A 20,287-nucleotide genomic window follows, 5' to 3' on the forward strand; every position below is an offset into this window, starting at 1 on the left:
TTATTTTACCTCCACAAATTCATTATCAAATACATACCACAAATATCCACGGATATTCTCATATCCCATGTCGGACAACAAGTTCATATAATCGCGTACCTGCTTATTGTAATCGGTGCGTTTCTTTCCAAACTTAAAATCCACTACTACTACTTTACCGTCTTTCATCATCACACGGTCGGGACGACGCGTTTGCAATTCTCCCTTCTCCTTATATATAATAGCACATTCATTATAAAGCTCCCAATTCCCGGAATACCATTCTTTCACCAATGGATGATTCAGAGCCCATTCGGTCAATTTCTTGATTTGTCTCTCTTGCTCAGCCGACTCAATTATTCCTTCAAAACGAAGTCGTTCGATGGCAGAAGGGATATCATCTTGCGTGCGAATCACTGAAAACAGATTATGCAATAACTGCCCCTGACGAATATACCTCTCTCCGGTTTCTTCTTCTCCACAGATAAATTCGGCAGAACGGTTAGACTGTTTGAACTCGATGTTGCTTTCCAGTGATTCTAAATGAAGAGGAATTTTTTCAGGATTCATTAGTAATTTATTTTTTATAATGCCATCCGTTCTCTTTTCTTCTGATAAATAAAGCGTTCCCATTTCATACGCAATATTATCAGTATCGGTATTATCTTCTGATTTTTCCAAATGGCTGCTGCCATGTTCATGTTGTGGAATACTTATCTGTCCCATAGCCTGTTGCAACAGTTCCGAAACAGTCCCTTTCAGTCCGTCTTTACCCCAAATGATAAGATTCTTCTTGGCACGGGTAAACGCAACATAAAGCAAATTCAGGTTGTCCACCCACAACTGCAATCGCTCATTCAAATACTCTTCCCTGTAAATAGACTGCTGCATGGCTGTGGAGTAATTGACAGGAACGATATCGAGATCGTTAAACGGTGCCACTTTGGGTGTACACCATATCAGATGTGTCAAACTGCGTTCCTTTTCCATATTCCAATCACAGAAGGGAAGAAGCACTGTGTGATATTCTAATCCCTTTGACTTATGAATAGAGATAATCCGAATACCCTCTACTTCGCCTGAAGGTATTGTTTTCTGAGAGAGTGTCTCCTCCCAAAAAGCGATAAAGGCAGACATCTCCGAAGAATTATTTTGTAAATATTCCACAACAGCATCAAAGAATGCACAAAGATAGGCGTCTTGTTGTTTGATGCGTGACATCTCAAACAGACCGAACAATTTCTCCATCAGTTCATACAGTGGCATTAATCTCAGTTTCTTCTGCTGTTCGATAAAAGAGACCGGTAAATACTCATCTATATCATTCAGTAACAGCGTGTTCAAATCTATGTTGTTCTTCAGTATTTCATTTTGATAAGCTGCGGCAAGTTGTGCTTTTGCAATGCGATTCTCAGGGTTGGACAGATAGCGCAACCCATCCATTATCATACAGATGGCCAATGATGCATTCAATTGAAAAGCTTCATCCGATACTATTTTATAAGGTGTATTCTTATCAAAATAATCGGCCACCAACGGAATGGTTTTATTCTTTCGTACCAAAATGGCAATATCCTTCAATTGTATACCTGCCGTTACCAATAATTGAGTCTCATTTGCCAATTGCTGTAAAGTATCCTCAACATAAGCCATCTCTTCTTTTTCGGTCAGGAAAGTTACTTTCACATATCCTCCGTCCGGGTCTTTATCCTTTTCCTGGCATACATCGACATATGCTTCTTTCAAATCTTTACACTCTTCTCCTTGTTCTGACTTATAGATATCATTTAAAGTATGGCAAGCAGCAGTAAATACCTTATTATTGAATTCAATAATATTTCCTGCACTCCGACGGTTGGTGGTCAATGTCTTTACATTAATGGGAAATGACTCAATATGGTCTTTCAGCCCGTTCAAGATTCCCCAGTCTCCATTACGCCAGCGATAAATAGATTGCTTCACATCTCCTACAATCAGGCTGTTTTCTCCTTGCGAAAGTCCTTCTAACAGTAATAAACGGAAATTATCCCATTGCATTCGGGATGTATCCTGAAATTCATCAATCATCACGTTACGAATAGTGGTTCCTATCTTTTCAAACACAAAAGAAGAGTCACCGTCATGTACCAGATTATGAAGTAATACATTGGTATCCGAAAGTAGGAAGCGATTGTTCTCGTAATTCAAGCGGCGTACCTCTTCATCAATATTTGCCAACAATCGTACATTATTTATATAGCGTAAAGAAAGCTGGCAGGAGTTGACCAGCATGTTATTCTTACTTCGGAACTCTTCTGCTGTTTGCAGCAAGGGGATAAGTTCCGCAGCTGCCAGTTCGGTAATGGCGTTACGGCGAGGCGAGCTTTTGGGAGACCAGTTTTCAGGAGAGGCAAGATGTTTTTCCACTGTTGCATTGCGGAGGCTGTCATCCAACTTTCCCATCTGTAGTTTGCTGAAATAGCTGGATACCCCTTTACTTTTATTGGCCAGATTATCTATAGCCAGACCGTTGCTTTCCAATATCCCGAAAAATTGGTCGGCAAAACCTTTCATCTGTTCCAATGCTTCCGTTTCAATAGCTTGCAGTGTGCGGCGATAGTTTTTGATACAGTCTTTATCCTGCAATTTTCGGCGCAGTCCGTCACCTTTTTCTATATATCCTTCATCAAAGATATTCCGTCCGAAGTTCTTGATTTCTCCTGATACATTCCAACGTTTATCGTCAGCAATACGTTCCTCGATATACTCCAATAGCCAATAAAGAACAGGAGACTGACGGTTAAGCTTTTCAATCATTGAGTCCACCGCATCACTCAATACCTCCATATTGTTCAATTCAATCGTCAAGTTGGCTCCTAATTCCAGTTCTCGTGCCAAATTACGCATTACCGATTGGAAGAAAGAATCGATAGTTTCCACTCTAAAACGACTGTAATCATGTATCATCAGATGAAGTGCTTTACCGGCTGCCATGCGAATCTGCTCTTTGGGCATACCAAGCTCTTCTGTTATCTTCTCCAGATAAGCCTTGGAGGATTTATCGTTTATCCAAATTCCATACAGTTGACTCAAAATGCGTTCTTTCATCTCGGTAGTAGCCTTATTCGTGAAGGTTACTGCCAAGATATTACGATAAGCCCGGGGATTCAGTATTAATAATTTTATATATTCTACTGCCAAGGTAAAGGTTTTTCCCGAACCGGCAGAAGCTTTATAGACTAATAATTCAGGGGAATTCTTCATATTGCTTTTTTTAGTTGCTGCAAAGAAAATATAAAGCAATGAAGTATGCAATTTCTTCTGCAGTTTAATTCCGTATAAAGCCTCCCTAATAATACTTCTTGTTCTACCGGATAAGGAGTTTCAAACAGTTTTATGCTGATGAAACAATAAGAGTGAAAGAAAAACTATTCTTTTATATCCTGATATAAGAATCTTTTGATACTTTTCTTTGCTGTTTTTTCGAACTCTTCGGGATATAGTTTACAACGTGTAATTTGTGAGTAAGCAGGTAGTTGCTTGTTTAATTCAATGCGATTCTCCTCCATAGCTCTTTCAATATCGGCGTGTTTGAGTCCATGGGCAAAGGCATCATCATTATCAGGATAGACCAATGCCACTAATTTATCTTGTTGCAAAATAACCAAAGATTCCGATACGTATGGCATATTGTTAAGCTTTGACTCTATTTCCTCGGGATAAATATTTTGCCCGGAAGCGGTGAGCAACAGATTCTTACAACGACCTTTGATATAAATGTGTCCTTCGGAATCAATAATTGCCATATCTCCCGTGTGCAGCCAACCGTCTTTATCAATCACTTGCCCGGTGGCTTCTTCATTTTTATAATAACCTAACATCACATTAGCTCCCCGGCAAACCAATTCACCCGGCACTTCTGATGGGTTGGAAGAAAGTACTTTAGCCTCCATACGTGCTGCTACCGTACCGCAAGAAGCTTGCTTTAACTCTGTCCAATGATTATGGCAAATAATAGGACCGCACTCAGTCATGCCATATGCAATGGTATAAGGAAAGTTAATACTACGGACAAATGCTTCGACTTCTGCATTAAATGGAGCTCCTCCAATAATTATTTCTATAAAGTTCCCCCCGAACACTTCCATTGCCTTCTGACGTATCAGTTCTTTTATTTTGTCACTGATAATGGGGACATGAAGCAAGAGTTTGCCTAATTTATTGTCCACCTTGGGTAAGATGTTTTTCTTGAATATTTTCTCCACAATCAAAGGTACACATGAAATGACCCTTGGGCGAATTTCGGCAAAAGATTCTGCAATGATTTTAGGTGACGGCATACGGGTAAGAAACCACAAATGTGCACCAACAGTGAAGCCGTAAAGGAAATCAAAAACCATGCCGAATACGTGTCCCAATGGGAGCATGGACACGACACTATCACCGGCTTTGATTCCAATCTTTTCTTTACAGTACAATACATTTGAAAGGATACTGCGATAAGGGAGCATCACTCCTTTGGAATATCCGGTGGTGCCCGATGTATAATTGATTATTGAAAGCTCTTCAGGCGAAGTCTCTTTTCGGTACGATACATTCTCGGGGCGAAAACGGCATGGATATTTGCGGCCGAACATTTCGTTAAGATGTTCGCGGGCATAAGTCAATTTCTCCGAACGGGAGACTACCAGGCCGAAGTCCTTTAATTCGATGATACCTTCTAAATGGGGCATTACCATTTCATTCAGGTTTTCCCACACTTGATCGCCCGCAAAAAGCAGCCGTGCTTCCGAATGGTTGACAATATTATGCACTTGATCGGGCTTGAATTCATGTAAAATGGGTACTACCACACCACCATACGTCATAACAGCAAGAAAAGTAACAGTCCAATGGGCACTATTACGTCCGCAAATGGCTATTTTATCTCCTTGCACGATGCCGGCATTCTCCAGCATAATGTGGATTTTCTCTATCTTTCGGGCGACATCCCGGTATTGAAGCGTAGCACCTTTATAGTCAGTCAGGGCATTCAAATACCAATTTGCCTTTATGCTTTGCTCTATAAGAGCGATAAAACTCTGTTCTAATTCCATGATAACTTTTGCACAATTTATGGCCAAGTGTGCGCAAAAGTAGTAAAATGAGCCTATGAGACAGGAATACACAATAGCTTTTTACATTAATTTAACGACATTCACCCGGTTTTGTCCTTTTCTTCATCCTCTTTCAGAAGGAGAGGCTTAATAATAAGTCTTTTTTCACTACCAGTGCAATGTTTATTTCACCTTTTTCTACATAAAATCAAAGACGGAAGGGGAGATGGCAGTATTATTATAGCTTGCATCCTTTGTTTGCAGCATGCGTCCGCCGGGGGTAAGGAATAGCTGATAAATAGCATCAGAATTATCCATATTTACCTGTACGACATAGACAGCCGGTCGTTTGGGGAACTCGATAAAAAAGACATTTTGTACCGTCCATTGTGAAAAGGAACTGAATGTAAACGCATTATAAGCACCGGGAGGCAGTTGGTCTGCAGTTTGCAAATCGGTATTCGTCATTACCCATTGAGCATTGATATTCATCCATACCTTTGTGTCGAATCCATTTTGTATAAAATCAGCCGTATGATAGTTTCCCTGTTGCGACCATTCAACATCAGCAGCCAAAGGATATATCTTTTTTAATGCCGAATAAAAGGCAGAAGGCGTAGCAGCAAGACCTGCCTGTAACCACAAGCAAGTGATAATCAGGATATAATATTTTGTTTTTATCATAATACGATACTTGTCAAATACAACAAATAAAACAGCAGATATTCTTTTTTTGTTTATGGGAAACTAAAATATAATTTAATTCGGCTCTATATTCATTAGAAATTATATCTTTGCACCCCAATTTTAAACTATGAACAAATAATGGAAACATACGATATTTACTTCAGAGACGAACAAGACTCAGCCAATAAGGGATTCAACTTGAAGGACAAAGAGAAAGCTATTCGGATGGCAGAAGATATGCTGGCAGAGAAAAAAGGTTATGTGAAAGACTTTCCGGGAGGAATTATTTCAGTTATAGATAAATCGACAAAAGAAGAGGTGTGGTCTAAGCCGATACCAAAGAATTAGGAAGATATATTTTAGGCACGGAATACACGAACTTCATAAAAAGAGAACCCGTAGCTTCCGTGCCCGGTATTACTTATTATTAATAGAATAATTGTTCAGGCTTGATAGGAGTGAATTTCTCCTGATCTGCCTTGCGGATTGAGATAGAAGCATCATCCCACAGTGAAGGCCATCCACCAATGATGTGTCCAAGGAACACTACCTTCAATTCGTGCAGACCTTTAGCCAATGCGACTGATTTGTCATTGCGTGAGAAACGTTTCACTTCGCCCTCATTGCTGATAAGAAGCTTACCGTCAATCCATACTTCATCATTGTTTGTGGTGAAGTAATAAACACCATCTTCAGGAATATCTACATATCCGGTAGCGATAGCACCGTATTGTTTTACGCCACGCATACTTTCGGTAGATTCCACCTGGCTGCGTATATCACGAAGAGATTTCACTGTCATTTCTTTCCATTCTGTTGCTTTATTCAATTCACTTGCTTTAAAGAATGTGCCGTCAGCCATCTTCATCTTCAGCCCCGGAGTCGTTTTTTCAACCACTTTGGCAGGAGCCAATGCCTGTTTTTCTACAGTGATATTACGAACCGGACTCATTTTTCCGGAAGGAAGAACTGTACGAATCTTTAGGGTAGTGGTTTCTGTCACTTTAATCGGTTCTGTGTATTGAGTAGACAAAGGTGTCGGGTCAGTACCGTCCAGCGTGTAAACCATCGTTTCGGGACGTGTAGTTTTGAATGTCAAAGAAGTGGAATCAACAAAAGCCACAAAGTTACAAGATCCGTTCGGTTGTTCAGGTTGCGGAATATGGTAATTGACATCATGACCATCCAAACGCACATAAGCATTGTTGATACGGCGTTCAAAGTCTTTGTAATCCTTTTTATCCAACGGAGTCCATGCAATTTCAGAAACAGCCAGCATACGCGGATACATACGATATTCCATAATGTCGGTATTGTACATATATTCCGACCAATGATTAGCCTGTACACCTTTAATATGTTTATCTTTACCCAAAGTGACCAATGTATCGGGCACCGGATTGTAGCTATACACTTTTTCCAACAAGGTGTAGCCACCGATACTTACCGGTTCGATCTTTGAATCTCCCTGGAAGGTATCGAGATACATACCGTTTCCGCCCGGAGTCATAATAGCATCGTGATCCTGCAAAGCAGAAGCGATACCTCCGGCTTCGCCGCGCCATGACATTACAGTAGCCTCAGGACTTAAACCACCTTCAAGAATCTCATCCCAGCCGATAATTTTCTTGCCATGTTTAGCAAGCATTTTCTCCATGCGCTGAATAACGTAACTTTGCAAACGTTCTTCGGCCGTGTGATTTTTATCCGTTTTCAAACCTTCAGCCTTGATGCGTGCCTGACAAGCCGGACAGTTCTTCCAGCTGCTTTTAGGACATTCATCACCGCCAATATGGAAATAAGTGCCGGGGAACAACGGAACCATTTCTTCAACAACATCTTCCAGGAATTTAAACATGTCTTCTTTTCCCGGACACATTACAATATCTTCCACACCCCAAATAATACGTGGAGTGGTGGGCTGACCTTTACAAGAAAGTTCGGGATAGGCTGAGATGGCAGCCAGCTCATGTCCCGGAGTTTCCAATTCTGGAATCACCGTAATAAAACGTTCGGCAGCATAAGCTACTATATCCTTTATTTCCTCCTGTGTGTAAAAACCGCCATATTCAGTACCCTCTCCATCAATACGCTTAGAGCCTATTTCTGTTAACTTGGGATATTTCTTGATTTCGATTCTCCATCCCTGGTCGTCGGTAAGATGCCAATGAAAAGTATTGATTTTGAACAAAGACAATACGTCAAGTTGTTTTTTCACATTTTCCACCGGAATAAAGTGACGGCATGGGTCAAGCATCATACCACGATAAGCAAAACGTGGAGCATCATCGATACTTACGCAAGGTGCACTCCATTCGATGTTTTTGACCACTGAAGGACTCTCCACTTCGGCAGGCAGCAATTGCAAAAAACTTTGCATACCATAAAAGACACCCTGTGGAGTCTTGGCCTGGATTTTGACACCTTGTGGAGTAACATCCAATCGGTAACCTTCCTCGTTTATCTCCATGGCAGGATCAATGAGAAGAGAAATTCCGCCATCCTTCTCTGCATCAGCTATTGCAAAATTAAATCCTGTAGAATTTTTCAATTTGGCTGCGAAGAACTCTGCAATAGTTTTGGCTTCCGGTGTAGGAGCATAGAAAGAAGAACTGGAAGATAATAGGAAACGACCTTCCTGTTGCTGCAAAGAAGCCGGCATCGGGATGATGTTTATCCCTTCGTTGTAAGTTCTTTCCGGTGCGGTTTGTGTACCGCATGATGTAAGTAAGCCGAGAGTAGCGGCTACACACACCGTAGTAAAAAGTTTTTTCATGTAAGTGAAATGTGTTTAAAGGTTTATCTTGGGCAATATGCCATATAACATAATTATCGGACTAAGATAGAGCAAAATTAGCTGATTGCCAAATTATGTGTCGGATATGTAACAAATTAGTAGTAAATAATGGGGATTTTTAATAATAATAGTTATCTTTGTGAGGCTGACTTATGATTAAGCAGCTTTCAGGCTATGAGAACATTTCTTTATTTTTTCTAAAAAAAATCGGGTCACTTATTATTCTTGGGGGGGTAAATATCATATCACAAACAAAGGGAAGAATAAACCGTTTCCTATGGCCGGTCAAGGTCTTTTAAACGGAAGATTATTACAGTCTGCGGCAATGGACTGTACAGTCCACTGTAGCAGACTGTACGATCCACTGCAACGGACTATACAGTCCGCCGCCGGAGACTGTAGTAATTCGACGGACAGACAGGCATAACCGGAAGGACGAAAACGCTTGGTCCGGCTAATGAAACGACGTAGGAAGCTCAAAAAACGCATGCAGGGGTTGAAAACCGGAGGAGACAACATCAGGGGACAGGTGTTTGATTGATATGCTAAATCCTCAAGAATAATGACCGGCTCCTTATCACCCACGGAGTTTTCGGATTGACCCGATTTACTTCAATATCGGTTGCTGTTTCAGGGAATGTGACAAATAAAAATAGGACGTAGATACCTACGTCCTAAATGTTGTTTTGATAAAATTTTTAAATTCCCTGATAATTCTTTCTGCTTTTTATATAAAGCAACAGGGAAGGGATATTGTGGAGCATGCGAGACTCGAACTCGCCACCTTTAGACTGCCAGTCTAACGCTCTAGCCAGATGAGCTAATGCCCCGGTTTTGTGTTGCAAAGATATACATAAAATTGAAATTGCAAAATAGAAACCTTATTTTTCTTCCAATTATTTTAATATAATATTATTTCTCCTCTATGAATGAACAAAGAATCATCCATTCTGTTTATGAGGTTCATCAGGTGAAGCAACTATCGAGTTGCATATCTGATTAATTTAATTTTTTGTTCATAATAGATGCCCCGGCTTGCGAGAAGTCGGGGTATTTTTATTACATTTGCAAAAACGTATCTGTTTAATGTAAACAAATAAAATGAATATGCTGATATATAATACCACTTATCAAGTAGCAATTGATGATGCACGTAACTTTGTCATCTGGCTTAATGAATGCTATATTCCCGAAGTAGAAAAACAAGGATTGCTTCAAAGTCCGCGCCTTACTCACATCCTCAGTCATAAAGAAGAAGACAGTGAATGTTTTTCACTGCAATGGGAAGTAGAAGACAGTGCAGCCTTACATCACTGGCATACCCGGCAAGGTATGAAGCTTAACGAAGAAATGATGAAAGTCTTCAAAGACAAAGTGGTAGGATTTCCCACCTTAATGGAGGTTATCAAGTGATTCAGCCGGTTAAAGAGAAAATAATTCTGGGCATTGACCCCGGAACTACCATCATGGGTTACGGATTGCTGAAAATAACAGGTACCAAACCGCAAGTCATCACCATGGGAGTGATAGATTTGCGTAAATACGATAATCATTATCTTAAGCTTCGTCGAATCTTTGAACGTGTTATCGGCATTATTGAAGCGTATCTGCCCGATGAACTGGCCATTGAAGCTCCCTTTTTTGGAAAGAATGTACAGTCCATGCTAAAATTAGGGCGTGCGCAAGGGGTAGCAATGGCTGCCGCACTAAGCCGTGACATCCCCATCACCGAATATGCTCCATTAAAAATAAAAATGGCTATCACCGGCAACGGACAAGCCAGTAAAGAACAGGTGGCGGATATGCTGAAGCGTATGCTCCATATTCCCGATAACGAAATGCTACCTTTTATGGATGCTACCGATGGACTTGCCGCAGCCTATTGCCATTATTTGCAAGCCGGAAGACCCACTCTTGCCAAAGAGTATTCAGGATGGAAAGATTTTATCAATAAAAATCCTGATAAAATAAGGAGATAAACAAAAAAAGTATTGGTAAGTAACAAAATATAAATTTATGAATGTCAAACACGTTATTTGGGCATCGATTATGTCAACCACCATCAGTTGTCAGTCTGTAAAGAAAGAATATACATCTTTTGAAGAATATCCTATCCCCGAAGGGAAGTTAGTGGAAATGGAGTACTCGCCAATTGAAACCAAGTTTACACTTTGGGCACCTACAGCTGAAGAAGTGCGTGTATTGTTATATGATTCGGGCAACGAAGGTTCTGCTTATCAAACTCTGTCGCTTGAAATGGGAGAAGATGGTATTTGGAATACTTCTATTAAAGAAGACTTAAAAGGAAAGTTCTATACTTTTAATGTAAAAGTAAATGGTAAGTGGCTGGGAGATACCCCGGGCATTATGGCTAAAGCAGTGGGAGTAAACGGAAAGCGTGCTGCTGTCATTGACTTGCGCTCCACCGATCCTGAAGGCTGGGCGAACGATGTACGTCCGCTTTTAAAGGACTATGCCGACATCATAGTATATGAAATGCATCATCGCGATTTTTCTTTGGATTCAGTTTCGGGAATTCGTAATAAAGGAAAATTCCTTGCATTAACCGAATTAGGAACTACTACTTCGCAGGGTGAAAAAACCGGCATCGACCACCTGAAAGAACTGGGTGTCACGCACGTGCATATTCTTCCTTCATACGATTATGCATCTGTGGACGAAAGTAAACCGGACAAGGCACAATACAACTGGGGCTATGATCCTCAGAACTATAATGTACCTGACGGTTCTTATTCCACCGATCCTTATAAGCCCGATGTGAGAATCAAGGAATTCAAGCAGATGGTGCAGGCCCTTCACAAAGCAGGTATCCGTGTGGTACTCGACGTGGTTTATAATCATACTTTTAACACTGAGGAAAGCAACTTCGAGCGTACGGTACCCGGCTACTTCTATCGCCAAACAAAGGATGGTAAACCGGCCAACGGCTCCGGCTGCGGAAACGAGACTGCCAGTGACCGTGCCATGATGCGTAAATACATGGTGGAGTCTGTACTCTACTGGATAAACGAATATCACATTGACGGCTTCCGATTTGACCTGATGGGTATTCACGATATTGAGACAATGAACGAAATCCGTGCTGCCGTAGACAAGATAGATCCATCCATCTTTATTTATGGTGAAGGATGGGCCGCCAGCGCTCCCCAGCTTGATCAAGAAGAACTTGCCATGAAAGCCAATATATACAAGATGCCACGTATTGCCGCTTTCTCCGATGAAATGCGCGACGGTTTGCGCGGTGGTTGGGATGATGACCGGAAAGGTGCTTTCTTGATTGGCCAACCGGGGCATGAGATGAGTATAAAGTTTGGGTTGGTGGGAGCAGTCAAACATCCACAAGTAATAAATGATTCGGTGAATTACAGCAAAGAACCGTGGGCATTACAACCGACCCAAATGATAAGTTATGTCAGCTGCCATGATGATATGTGTCTGGCAGACAGACTAAAAGCTACGATGCCGGATGCAACGGACGAAGAACGTGCCTCTCTGCACAAATTGGCCGAAACTTTTGTCTTCACCTCACAAGGTGTACCTTTTATTTTTGCCGGAGACGAAATGATGCGAGACAAGAAAGGAATACATAATTCTTACAATAGTCCTGATAGTATCAACACAATTGATTGGAGGAACAAGACGATACATCATGATGTTTTTGATTATGTGAGAGAGCTGATAACATTGCGAAAAAATCACCCGGCTTTTCGAATGGGAGATGCCGATAAAGTACGCCAATACATGGAATTCCTGCCTGTAGAAGGCAGCAATCTGGTGGCCTTTATCCTGAAAGATAATGCTAACGGCGACTCATGGAAAAATATTATCGTGGCGTTCAACAGCCGTAAAGAGCCTGCCAAATTATCTATTCCGACCGGTCGCTATACAATTGTTTGCAAAGATGGAAAAATCAAGCAGTCGGGAATGGGGCAAGTATCAGGTAATGAAATCATTGTACCGGCACGCTCTGCAATGATTATTCATCAATAAAGTATATTCTTGATTACCTAAGATAGAATCAAAACGACAATAAAGATGGAAAAGACATGGAGATGGTTTGGAAAGAATGATAAAATTACTCTTCCCATGTTGAGACAAATCGGAGTAGAAGGTATTGTGACTGCTCTTCACGAAATTCCCAATGGTGAGGTGTGGCCTTTGGAGGCTATCCTAAACCAAAAGACATATATTGAGACTTATGGTCTGCGCTGGTCGGTGGTAGAAAGTTTGCCGGTGAGTGAAGCCATAAAATATGGCGGTGCCGAGCGTGATAACCTGATAGAGAATTACAAGAAAAGTCTTATTAATTTAGGCAAGGCGGGAGTAAAAACAGTCTGTTATAACTTCATGCCTGTTATCGACTGGATTCGTACAGATTTAGAGCATCTTTGGGAAGATGGAACATCATCACTCTATTTTGATAAAATACGTTTTGCATATTTCGACTGCCTGATTCTACAACGCGCAGAAGCTGAAAAAGACTACACGGTAAATGAATTGAAACAAATGTACGAATTAGATAAAGTCATTACCGATGCTGAAAAAGAAGAACTTGTAGATACCATCATTATTAAAACCCAAGGCTTTGTAAATGGAAATATCAAGAATGGGGACAAGAACCCTGTTGACACATTCCATCATCTGTTGGCACCCTACAAAGGAATAGACCGTGACGCCCTGCGCGAAAATTTACGTTATTTCCTTCAAGCTATTATGCCCGTATGTGATGAATATGGCATCAATATGTGTATTCATCCCGACGATCCTCCTTTTCCTGTTCTTGGTTTGCCACGCATTGTAACCTGCGAAGAGGATATTGCCTGGATACTGCATGCTGTAAACAATCCGCATAACGGGCTCACTTTCTGTGCCGGTTCGCTCAGTGCAGGACTGCACAACAATGTACCTGCTTTGGCGCGAATGTTTGCCCACCGCACTCATTTTGTACACCTGCGCAGTACGAACGCTTTTCCCAACGGAAATTTCATTGAAGCCTCCCATTTGGGAGGCCGTGCTCATATCATCGAACTTATCCGTATCTTTGAGAAAGAGCGTCCGGGCGTTCCCATGCGTGTAGACCACGGGCGTATGATGCTCGGTGACACCGACAAGGGATACAATCCCGGATATTCGTTTCACGGTCGCATGATGGCATTGGCCCAGATAGAAGGGATGATGGCCGTTGTCAACGACGAATCAAAACTTGAATCCTAAATTGACATACATACTCACTTTATCGGCATGGTTTGCGTAGTTGATGGATGCTTCCAGCGGACCAAATATACTATCCAATCCATAGCCGACTCCACAGCCGAACATAGTTTTCTCTTTCAGTAACCCACTCACTTTATGACTGCTCAGCGCATAATTGCCGGTCAAAGTGACATAATGCACACTTCCCATTCGCTGCCGGAACTTTATCGTGCCTATCAATAACGAATTATCCATAAGTTCTACATTATTTATTCCCACAAAAGGCAACTGCTGTTGCAGGAAGCGTGACGGAACATCTCCACCCATGGCATTCAATTTGGAGTAGGGGATTTCCTTTCCAATGAGAAAGCGTCCGTATACGGAAGGAAGAATCGAGAAACGATTGGTCAGCCGCATTACCCCTTCGCAATAACCTTTGATAGCAGAGAAAGGAGCATGGTCATTATATTGTGTAAAATTATCTGTATAGAGTGAATAGGAAGCACGCGCCGAGATACCTCGTGAAGGGAAATAAGCCTTATCAAATGTTTCGTATTCCATTTGAGCAAAATAACTAAAAAAATGCTCATTGTCTGTCGAGTATTGCTGAGTGGTGCTTCCTTCCTGATAAAGAAACTTATCATAATCATAATACTCATAACGGAGACCAATACCGAAACGCACATTTTTATACCACACATCCGAGAAAGCAAACTCTGCCTGATGATAACGGAAAGTAGAATTGTGTGTGCGGTCGCCATAATGATAAAAATTGACGTCATTGTATTGGAACAGGTAGGACAGCCCGACACGTTTCAGCGGAGCCGGTTCCCAAGCATAATTAATTCCGGCAGTATAACGTTTTCCTAAACGTCCCGTAAGTGATAGCGTACTGGGCAATTTCCCTTTGAAATTACTGGTTACGTTTATTAATAAACTGGCTATTTCTTCCGAGTCGAAACGAATGCCGACATTTAGTTTGTTTTCATACTTCTTACTTAACGTGTAATTCAGGTTATAGCCACCTCCCGGGGCTTCAGGCAAATTATAAGTCGCCCCCGAATAGCCTAAATTGGCCGACAGAATAGCAGTAGCTTCCTCTATCCGGCGAATACTTATCTCGGAATTTTCTTTAAGATCGCAACGCTTCAACAACCATTTTTTGTCTTTCTCATCAAGACCGTCAAAAGTAATTTCTTTCACATATACCTTTCGCTCAGGCGAGTAGGGATAAGAAGGAATCGGTTGGGGCATATAAGTACTATCCAGCCCCAACTGGCTTTTCAGAGCCATTAATGCACTATCCTGTGCCATGGCAGCTTCTTCGCCACGCATTATCAGAGTATCGATGGCGGAGGGAGTAAAACTGGCGGCAGAATAACCCTCTACGTTTACCTTAATATAAGTAGTCGTTTCTTTCAGATTCTTCTTATATAAATCCTGCCCCATGAGATTCACCAATTGCCCTAATATGGCACCGGCACTATTTAATTCTCCGGCAGGCTTAAGTTCACTTTGAACATCCACCCCGATAATTAAGTCTGCTCCCATGGCACGCGCCACATTTACAGGATAATTATTTACTACACCACCGTCTACCAGTACCATACTGTCTAGCCTGACCGGAGTAAAGACTCCGGGAATGGCCATGCTGGCACGCATAGCAGTGGCCAATACACCTTCATGAAAATTAACCTCATTGCCATTTACTATATTCTCGGAAACACAGGCAAAAGGAATAGGCAACTTATTAAAATTGATGGAGTCGTGATAACCGATAGTAAGCTCACTGAACAAGTTGGCAAGATTTTGCCCTCTTATCAGTCCACCGAAAACTTCGGCTTTTACCCCTTTACCGAAAGGAATAGAAAACACATACTTTTGTGAGGCATCGCGTTCAGATAGATTTTGTTCACTTCTCGGTATCTTGTCGCTCAAAAGGAAAGTCCAGTCCTGACGGCGTACCATGCTGTCAAGTTGCTCGGGAGAATAACCGATAGAGTAAAGACCACCGATGATAGATCCCATGCTGGTACCTACCACATAGTCAATAGGAATACCGGCTTTTTCTATAACTTTCAGAACACCGATGTGCGCCATGCCTTTAGCGCCACCGCCACTTAGCACCACACCCACTTTCTTACGGTGGGCAGGCCGAGGCTGTGCCTTAAGAAGAGCAGGTATAAAGAGTAGACAAACTGCCATTGTTGTCAATGAAGAACGGCTGAATCGTTTCATGTTTATTTTTCTGTATTTAAAAATCTTTTATATAAAAAACAAAAACTGTGCAAAGATGGTTTAATCTTTCGGGGAATGCAAGTCTAATTGTTATAGTTATTGGTCGATTTCCTTTTTTCCTTCAATTTTTCAATCCTCCTAAATCGAACCGATAAATTAAACGAGCCAAACAAATGCTACATGAAGATTGCGTTTTTGCACTTTAAGAGAGCTGAATGAAATCACTTTCTTAAAAAAACAGGCTATAAAACTTTCTATCTAACTAATTTTCTTGTAAATTTGCAACTTAATTTTTGGGAGACTATGTCTTTGCCCGATTTACAATTTAGAGAATACAAGAAAAACGATATAGATTATGAGTAAGAAATTTGCTGAACACTCGCAACTCAACCTATCACAGGTCAATAAAGATGTGCTGAAAAAGTGGGATGAAAACGATGTTTTCGCCAAGAGTATGACAGAACGTGAAGGATGTCCTTCTTTTGTCTTTTATGAAGGACCTCCCTCAGCCAACGGTATGCCGGGTATTCACCACGTAATGGCACGTACTATAAAAGATACTTTCTGCCGCTACAAAACCATGAAAGGTTTTCTTGTCAAACGTAAAGCCGGATGGGATACTCACGGACTACCGGTAGAACTGGGCGTGGAAAAAGCACTCGGAATTACCAAGGAGGATATCGGAAAAACGATTTCTGTGGCCGAATATAACGCAGCCTGTCGTAAGGATGTGATGAAGTTTACAAAAGAATGGACAGACCTTACTCATAAAATGGGTTATTGGGTAGATTTGGATAATCCATACATCACTTATGACAACCGCTATATTGAAACTTTATGGTGGCTCTTAAAGCAACTATATAGCAAGAATTTACTGTATAAAGGATATACCATTCAGCCTTATTCTCCGGCAGCCGGAACAGGACTGAGCTCTCACGAATTAAATCAGCCTGGATGTTATCGGGATGTAAAAGATACTACTGTAGTGGGGCAATTCAAGATGAAGAACCCGAAACCCGAAATGACGGAGTGGGGTACTCCTTACTTCTTGGCATGGACTACTACACCATGGACTTTACCCTCAAACACCGCTTTGTGCGTCGGTCCCAAAATCGATTATGTAGCTGTACAAACATATAATGGCTACACAGGTGAGAAAATGACAGTAGTGCTGGCTAAACCATTGCTTTATGCTCATTTTAACCAAAAAGCAGAAGGACTGCCTTTAGAAGACTACAAACCGGGAGACAAGCTGATTCCTTTCAAGGTGGTAGGTGAATACAAAGGCACGGATTTGGTAGGTATGGAATATGAACAGCTTATTCCATGGGTGAAACCGGTAAACGTAGACGAAAACGGTAATTGGGAAGAAGCTGCCAATCAAGCATTCCGTGTTATCCTTGGTGACTATGTGACTACGGAAGACGGTACAGGTATCGTACATATCGCTCCAACATTCGGTGCGGACGATGCTTTTGTGGCACGTGCAGCAGGCATACCTTCATTGTTTATGATTAACAAAAAAGGTGAACCTCGTCCGATGGTAGACTTGACAGGTAAATTCTTCCTGCTGGATGAACTAGATGAAAAGTTCGTAAAAGAATGTGTGGATGTAGAACAATATCAAGAATATCAGGGGCGCTGGGTGAAAAATGCATACGACCCTCAATTTACTGTAAATGGTAAATACGATGAGAAAACTGCTGCCTCTGCCGAGACACTGGATATTTACATCTGTATGAAAATGAAGGCTTCCAACAAAGCATTCAAGATAGAAAAGCATGTACACAATTATCCACATTGCTGGCGTACAGACAAACCGGTCCTTTATTATCCGCTGGATAGCTGGTTCATCCGTTCTACTGCTGCCAAGGAACGTATGATAGAACTCAATAAGACCATTAACTGGAAACCGGAATCTACCGGAACCGGACGTTTCGGCAAATGGCTGGAAAACCTGAACGACTGGAATTTAAGCCGTTCGCGCTATTGGGGTACTCCGCTTCCTATTTGGCGTAGCGAAGAAGGTGAGGAATTATGTATCGGTTCGGTAGAGGAACTCTATAACGAAATAGAAAAATCCATCGCTGCCGGTTTCATGACTGCTAATCCTTATAAAGAAAAAGGATTTATTCCGGGTGAATATACCGAAGACAATTATGATAAAATAGATCTTCACCGTCCTTACGTAGATGATATTATCCTCGTTTCTGAAAGCGGAAAACCGATGAAACGTGAAGCGGATTTGATTGACGTATGGTTTGATTCAGGCGCCATGCCATACGCACAGTTACATTATCCGTTTGAGAATAAAGATATTGTAGATAATCGTTCTTATTATCCGGCTGACTTCATTGCAGAAGGGGTAGACCAAACTCGTGGCTGGTTCTTTACATTGCATGCTATCGCAACTATGGTATTCGATAGTGTAGCCTATAAAAATGTTATCTCTAACGGACTGGTGCTTGACAAGAATGGAAATAAAATGTCCAAGCGCCTGGGTAATGCTGTTGATCCGTTTGGTGCCATCGAACAATATGGTTCTGACCCTTTGCGTTGGTATATGATTACTAATTCTTCTCCGTGGGATAACTTGAAATTTGATACCGACGGTGTAATGGAAGTAACCCGCAAGTTTTTCGGAACATTGCACAACACATATAAATTCTTTGCTCCATACGCTAACCTTGACGGATTTACCTATCAGGAAGCCGATGTTCCTATGAGCAAACGTCCGGAAATTGACCGTTGGATTCTTTCGGAACTAAACTCATTGATAAAGAATGTGGATATGTGCTATGCTGACTATGAACCGACTAAAGCCGGACGATTAATCAATGATTTCGTAAATGATAATCTGTCCAACTGGTATGTACGTCTATGCAGAAAACGTTTTTGGGGTACAGGCTATACAGAGGATAAGCTGGCGGCATATCAAACATTATATGTATGTCTGGAAACTGTAGCTAAACTAATGGCACCGATTGCTCCTTTCTATGCAGACAAATTGTATATGGACTTGATTGCAACAACCGGACGCGACCATGTAGCTTCTGTCCACCTTGCAGATTTCCCGGTTTGCGATGAGACTGTTATTGACAAAGAATTGGAAACCCGCATGGAGTTAGCACAGAAAGTATCTTCTATGGGGTTGGCGCTGCGCAAGAAAATAAATATTATCGTTAAACAACCGTTACAGAAGTTGATGATTCCGGTGGATGCACTGATGAAAGAACGTTTAGAGTCTGTAAAATCATTGATAATGAACGAAGTGAATATTAAAGAAATAGACTTCGTGGAAGGTACATCCAATTTGCTTGTGAAGAAAGTGAAGTGTAACTTCAAGATTCTAGGTAAGAAATTCGGTTCATTGATGAAACAGGTGGCCGCTGCTGTAACTGCCATGAATCAGGAACAAATCAGCGTTCTTGAAAACGAAGGGAAAATTGTTCTCGACCTAAATGGTACTCCGGCTGAAATAGAAACGTCTGAAGTGGAAATTTTCAGTGAAGATATCCCCGGATGGGTAGTTGCCAATGAAGGCGTATTGACAGTAGCTTTGGATACTGTTGTAACCGAAGAACTGCGTCGTGAAGGTATTGCTCGTGAACTTGTGAGTAAGATTCAGAATATTCGCAAGGGCAGTGGCTTTGAAATAACTGATAAAATAAAGGTATCTTTATCTAAAAATGAGCAAACCGATAGCGCAGTAAAAGAATATAATACTTATATTTGTAACCAAGTTCTTGCCAACTCCCTTAATTTGGTAGACGAAGTGAAGGATGGCATAGAATTAAGTTTCGATGATTTCTCGCTTTATGTGAGTGTCGTAAAGGAATAACATTAACCTTTTAAAACTAAATAATATGGCTGAAAAAACAAGATACTCTGATGCAGAACTCGAAGAGTTCCGTGCCATTATCATGGAAAAACTGGAATTGGCCGAGCGTGATTACGAACGCTTGAAAAGTAGTATCATGAATAAGGATGGTAATGATACGGACGATACTTCCCCTACTTACAAAGTATTGGAAGAAGGTGCCAATACGCTGTCCAAAGAAGAAACGACAAGATTAGCTGCACGTCAGTTGAAATTCATTCAGGGACTGCAAGCTGCTTTAATCCGTATTGAAAACAAAACATACGGTATTTGTCGTGAAACAGGTAAACTGATTCCAAAAGAAAGACTTCGCGCTGTTCCTCATGCCACTTTGAGTATCGAGGCTAAAAACGAAGGAAAGAAATAGCATTTTTATAGTTGACAGGAAAGCAGGTCAAAGAGGCTGCTACCTGTCGA

At 41.3% G+C, this 20,287-nt stretch carries 12 protein-coding genes and 1 tRNA gene; 7 read left to right on the top strand and 6 right to left on the bottom strand.

The window, feature by feature from the left end; all coding sequences use genetic code 11:
- The 3 genes from HMPREF1534_RS12740 to HMPREF1534_RS12730 form a co-directional block, all read right to left on the bottom strand.
- Nucleotides 1-3,222, bottom strand: a complete 3,222-nt coding sequence (locus tag HMPREF1534_RS12740; protein ID WP_005938598.1) for a UvrD-helicase domain-containing protein — start codon at nucleotides 3,220-3,222, stop codon at nucleotides 1-3.
- A 164-nt stretch (nucleotides 3,223-3,386) separates the two neighbouring features.
- Nucleotides 3,387-5,054: an AMP-binding protein gene (locus HMPREF1534_RS12735; RefSeq protein WP_018452846.1), complete on the bottom strand. Its 1,668-nt coding sequence runs from the start codon at nucleotides 5,052-5,054 to the stop codon at nucleotides 3,387-3,389.
- Between the two features lie 198 nt (nucleotides 5,055-5,252).
- The gene (locus tag HMPREF1534_RS12730) at nucleotides 5,253-5,738 is read right to left on the bottom strand and encodes a PepSY-like domain-containing protein (protein ID WP_005938604.1); all 486 of its coding nucleotides are present in this window, start codon (nucleotides 5,736-5,738) and stop codon (nucleotides 5,253-5,255) included.
- 141 nt (nucleotides 5,739-5,879) lie between these two features.
- Here HMPREF1534_RS12730 and HMPREF1534_RS12725 point away from each other — a divergent pair, with 141 nt between their 5' ends.
- The gene (locus HMPREF1534_RS12725; RefSeq protein ID WP_005938607.1) at nucleotides 5,880-6,089 is read left to right on the top strand and encodes a hypothetical protein; all 210 of its coding nucleotides are present in this window, start codon (nucleotides 5,880-5,882) and stop codon (nucleotides 6,087-6,089) included.
- 79 nt (nucleotides 6,090-6,168) lie between these two features.
- Here HMPREF1534_RS12725 and HMPREF1534_RS12720 read toward each other — a convergent pair whose 3' ends face one another.
- The gene (locus tag HMPREF1534_RS12720; protein WP_005938609.1) at nucleotides 6,169-8,517 is read right to left on the bottom strand and encodes a family 20 glycosylhydrolase; all 2,349 of its coding nucleotides are present in this window, start codon (nucleotides 8,515-8,517) and stop codon (nucleotides 6,169-6,171) included.
- A 777-nt stretch (nucleotides 8,518-9,294) separates the two neighbouring features.
- Nucleotides 9,295-9,368: transfer RNA gene (locus tag HMPREF1534_RS12715), tRNA-Ala, on the bottom strand.
- A gap of 277 nt (nucleotides 9,369-9,645) precedes the next feature.
- On the opposite strand from HMPREF1534_RS12715, the gene HMPREF1534_RS12710 reads away from it, so the two are divergent.
- Genes HMPREF1534_RS12710 through uxuA form a run of 4 tightly spaced genes read left to right on the top strand, consistent with a single transcriptional unit; the run spans nucleotide 9,646 to nucleotide 13,773 of the window.
- Nucleotides 9,646-9,951, top strand: coding sequence for a DUF4286 family protein (locus tag HMPREF1534_RS12710; RefSeq protein WP_005938612.1), 306 nt, complete (start codon nucleotides 9,646-9,648; stop codon nucleotides 9,949-9,951).
- On the top strand, nucleotides 9,948-10,517 hold the full coding sequence (ruvC, locus tag HMPREF1534_RS12705; RefSeq protein ID WP_005938614.1) for a crossover junction endodeoxyribonuclease RuvC: 570 nt from the start codon (nucleotides 9,948-9,950) through the stop codon (nucleotides 10,515-10,517). The genes HMPREF1534_RS12710 and ruvC overlap by 4 nt, the downstream gene beginning before the upstream one ends.
- A 37-nt stretch (nucleotides 10,518-10,554) precedes the next feature.
- A complete protein-coding gene (pulA, locus tag HMPREF1534_RS12700) occupies nucleotides 10,555-12,549 on the top strand; it encodes a type I pullulanase (protein WP_005938616.1) in 1,995 nt (664 codons plus the stop codon).
- Between the two features lie 45 nt (nucleotides 12,550-12,594).
- Complete coding sequence (uxuA, locus tag HMPREF1534_RS12695) at nucleotides 12,595-13,773, top strand: mannonate dehydratase (protein WP_005938618.1); 1,179 nt, start codon at nucleotides 12,595-12,597, stop codon at nucleotides 13,771-13,773.
- On the opposite strand, the gene HMPREF1534_RS12690 is transcribed toward uxuA, so the two are convergent.
- Nucleotides 13,756-15,957, bottom strand: a complete 2,202-nt coding sequence (locus HMPREF1534_RS12690; RefSeq protein ID WP_229031993.1) for a patatin-like phospholipase family protein — start codon at nucleotides 15,955-15,957, stop codon at nucleotides 13,756-13,758. The two genes, uxuA and HMPREF1534_RS12690, sit on opposite strands and share 18 nt — an antisense overlap.
- A 388-nt stretch (nucleotides 15,958-16,345) precedes the next feature.
- Between HMPREF1534_RS12690 and ileS the strand changes: the two genes are divergently transcribed.
- Together ileS and HMPREF1534_RS12680 are read left to right on the top strand one after the other, a co-directional pair.
- Entirely contained in the window at nucleotides 16,346-19,831 is a 3,486-nt protein-coding gene (ileS, locus tag HMPREF1534_RS12685; RefSeq protein ID WP_005938631.1) for an isoleucine--tRNA ligase, read from the top strand.
- A 25-nt stretch (nucleotides 19,832-19,856) separates the two neighbouring features.
- Nucleotides 19,857-20,237 (top strand): TraR/DksA family transcriptional regulator, encoded by a 381-nt coding sequence (locus HMPREF1534_RS12680; protein WP_005938633.1) that lies wholly within the window; start codon nucleotides 19,857-19,859, stop codon nucleotides 20,235-20,237.
- Nucleotides 20,238-20,287 lie beyond the last annotated feature (50 nt).

It is taken from the genome of Phocaeicola massiliensis B84634 = Timone 84634 = DSM 17679 = JCM 13223 (genome assembly GCF_000382445.1).
Classification (GTDB): Bacteria; Bacteroidota; Bacteroidia; order Bacteroidales; family Bacteroidaceae; genus Phocaeicola; species Phocaeicola massiliensis.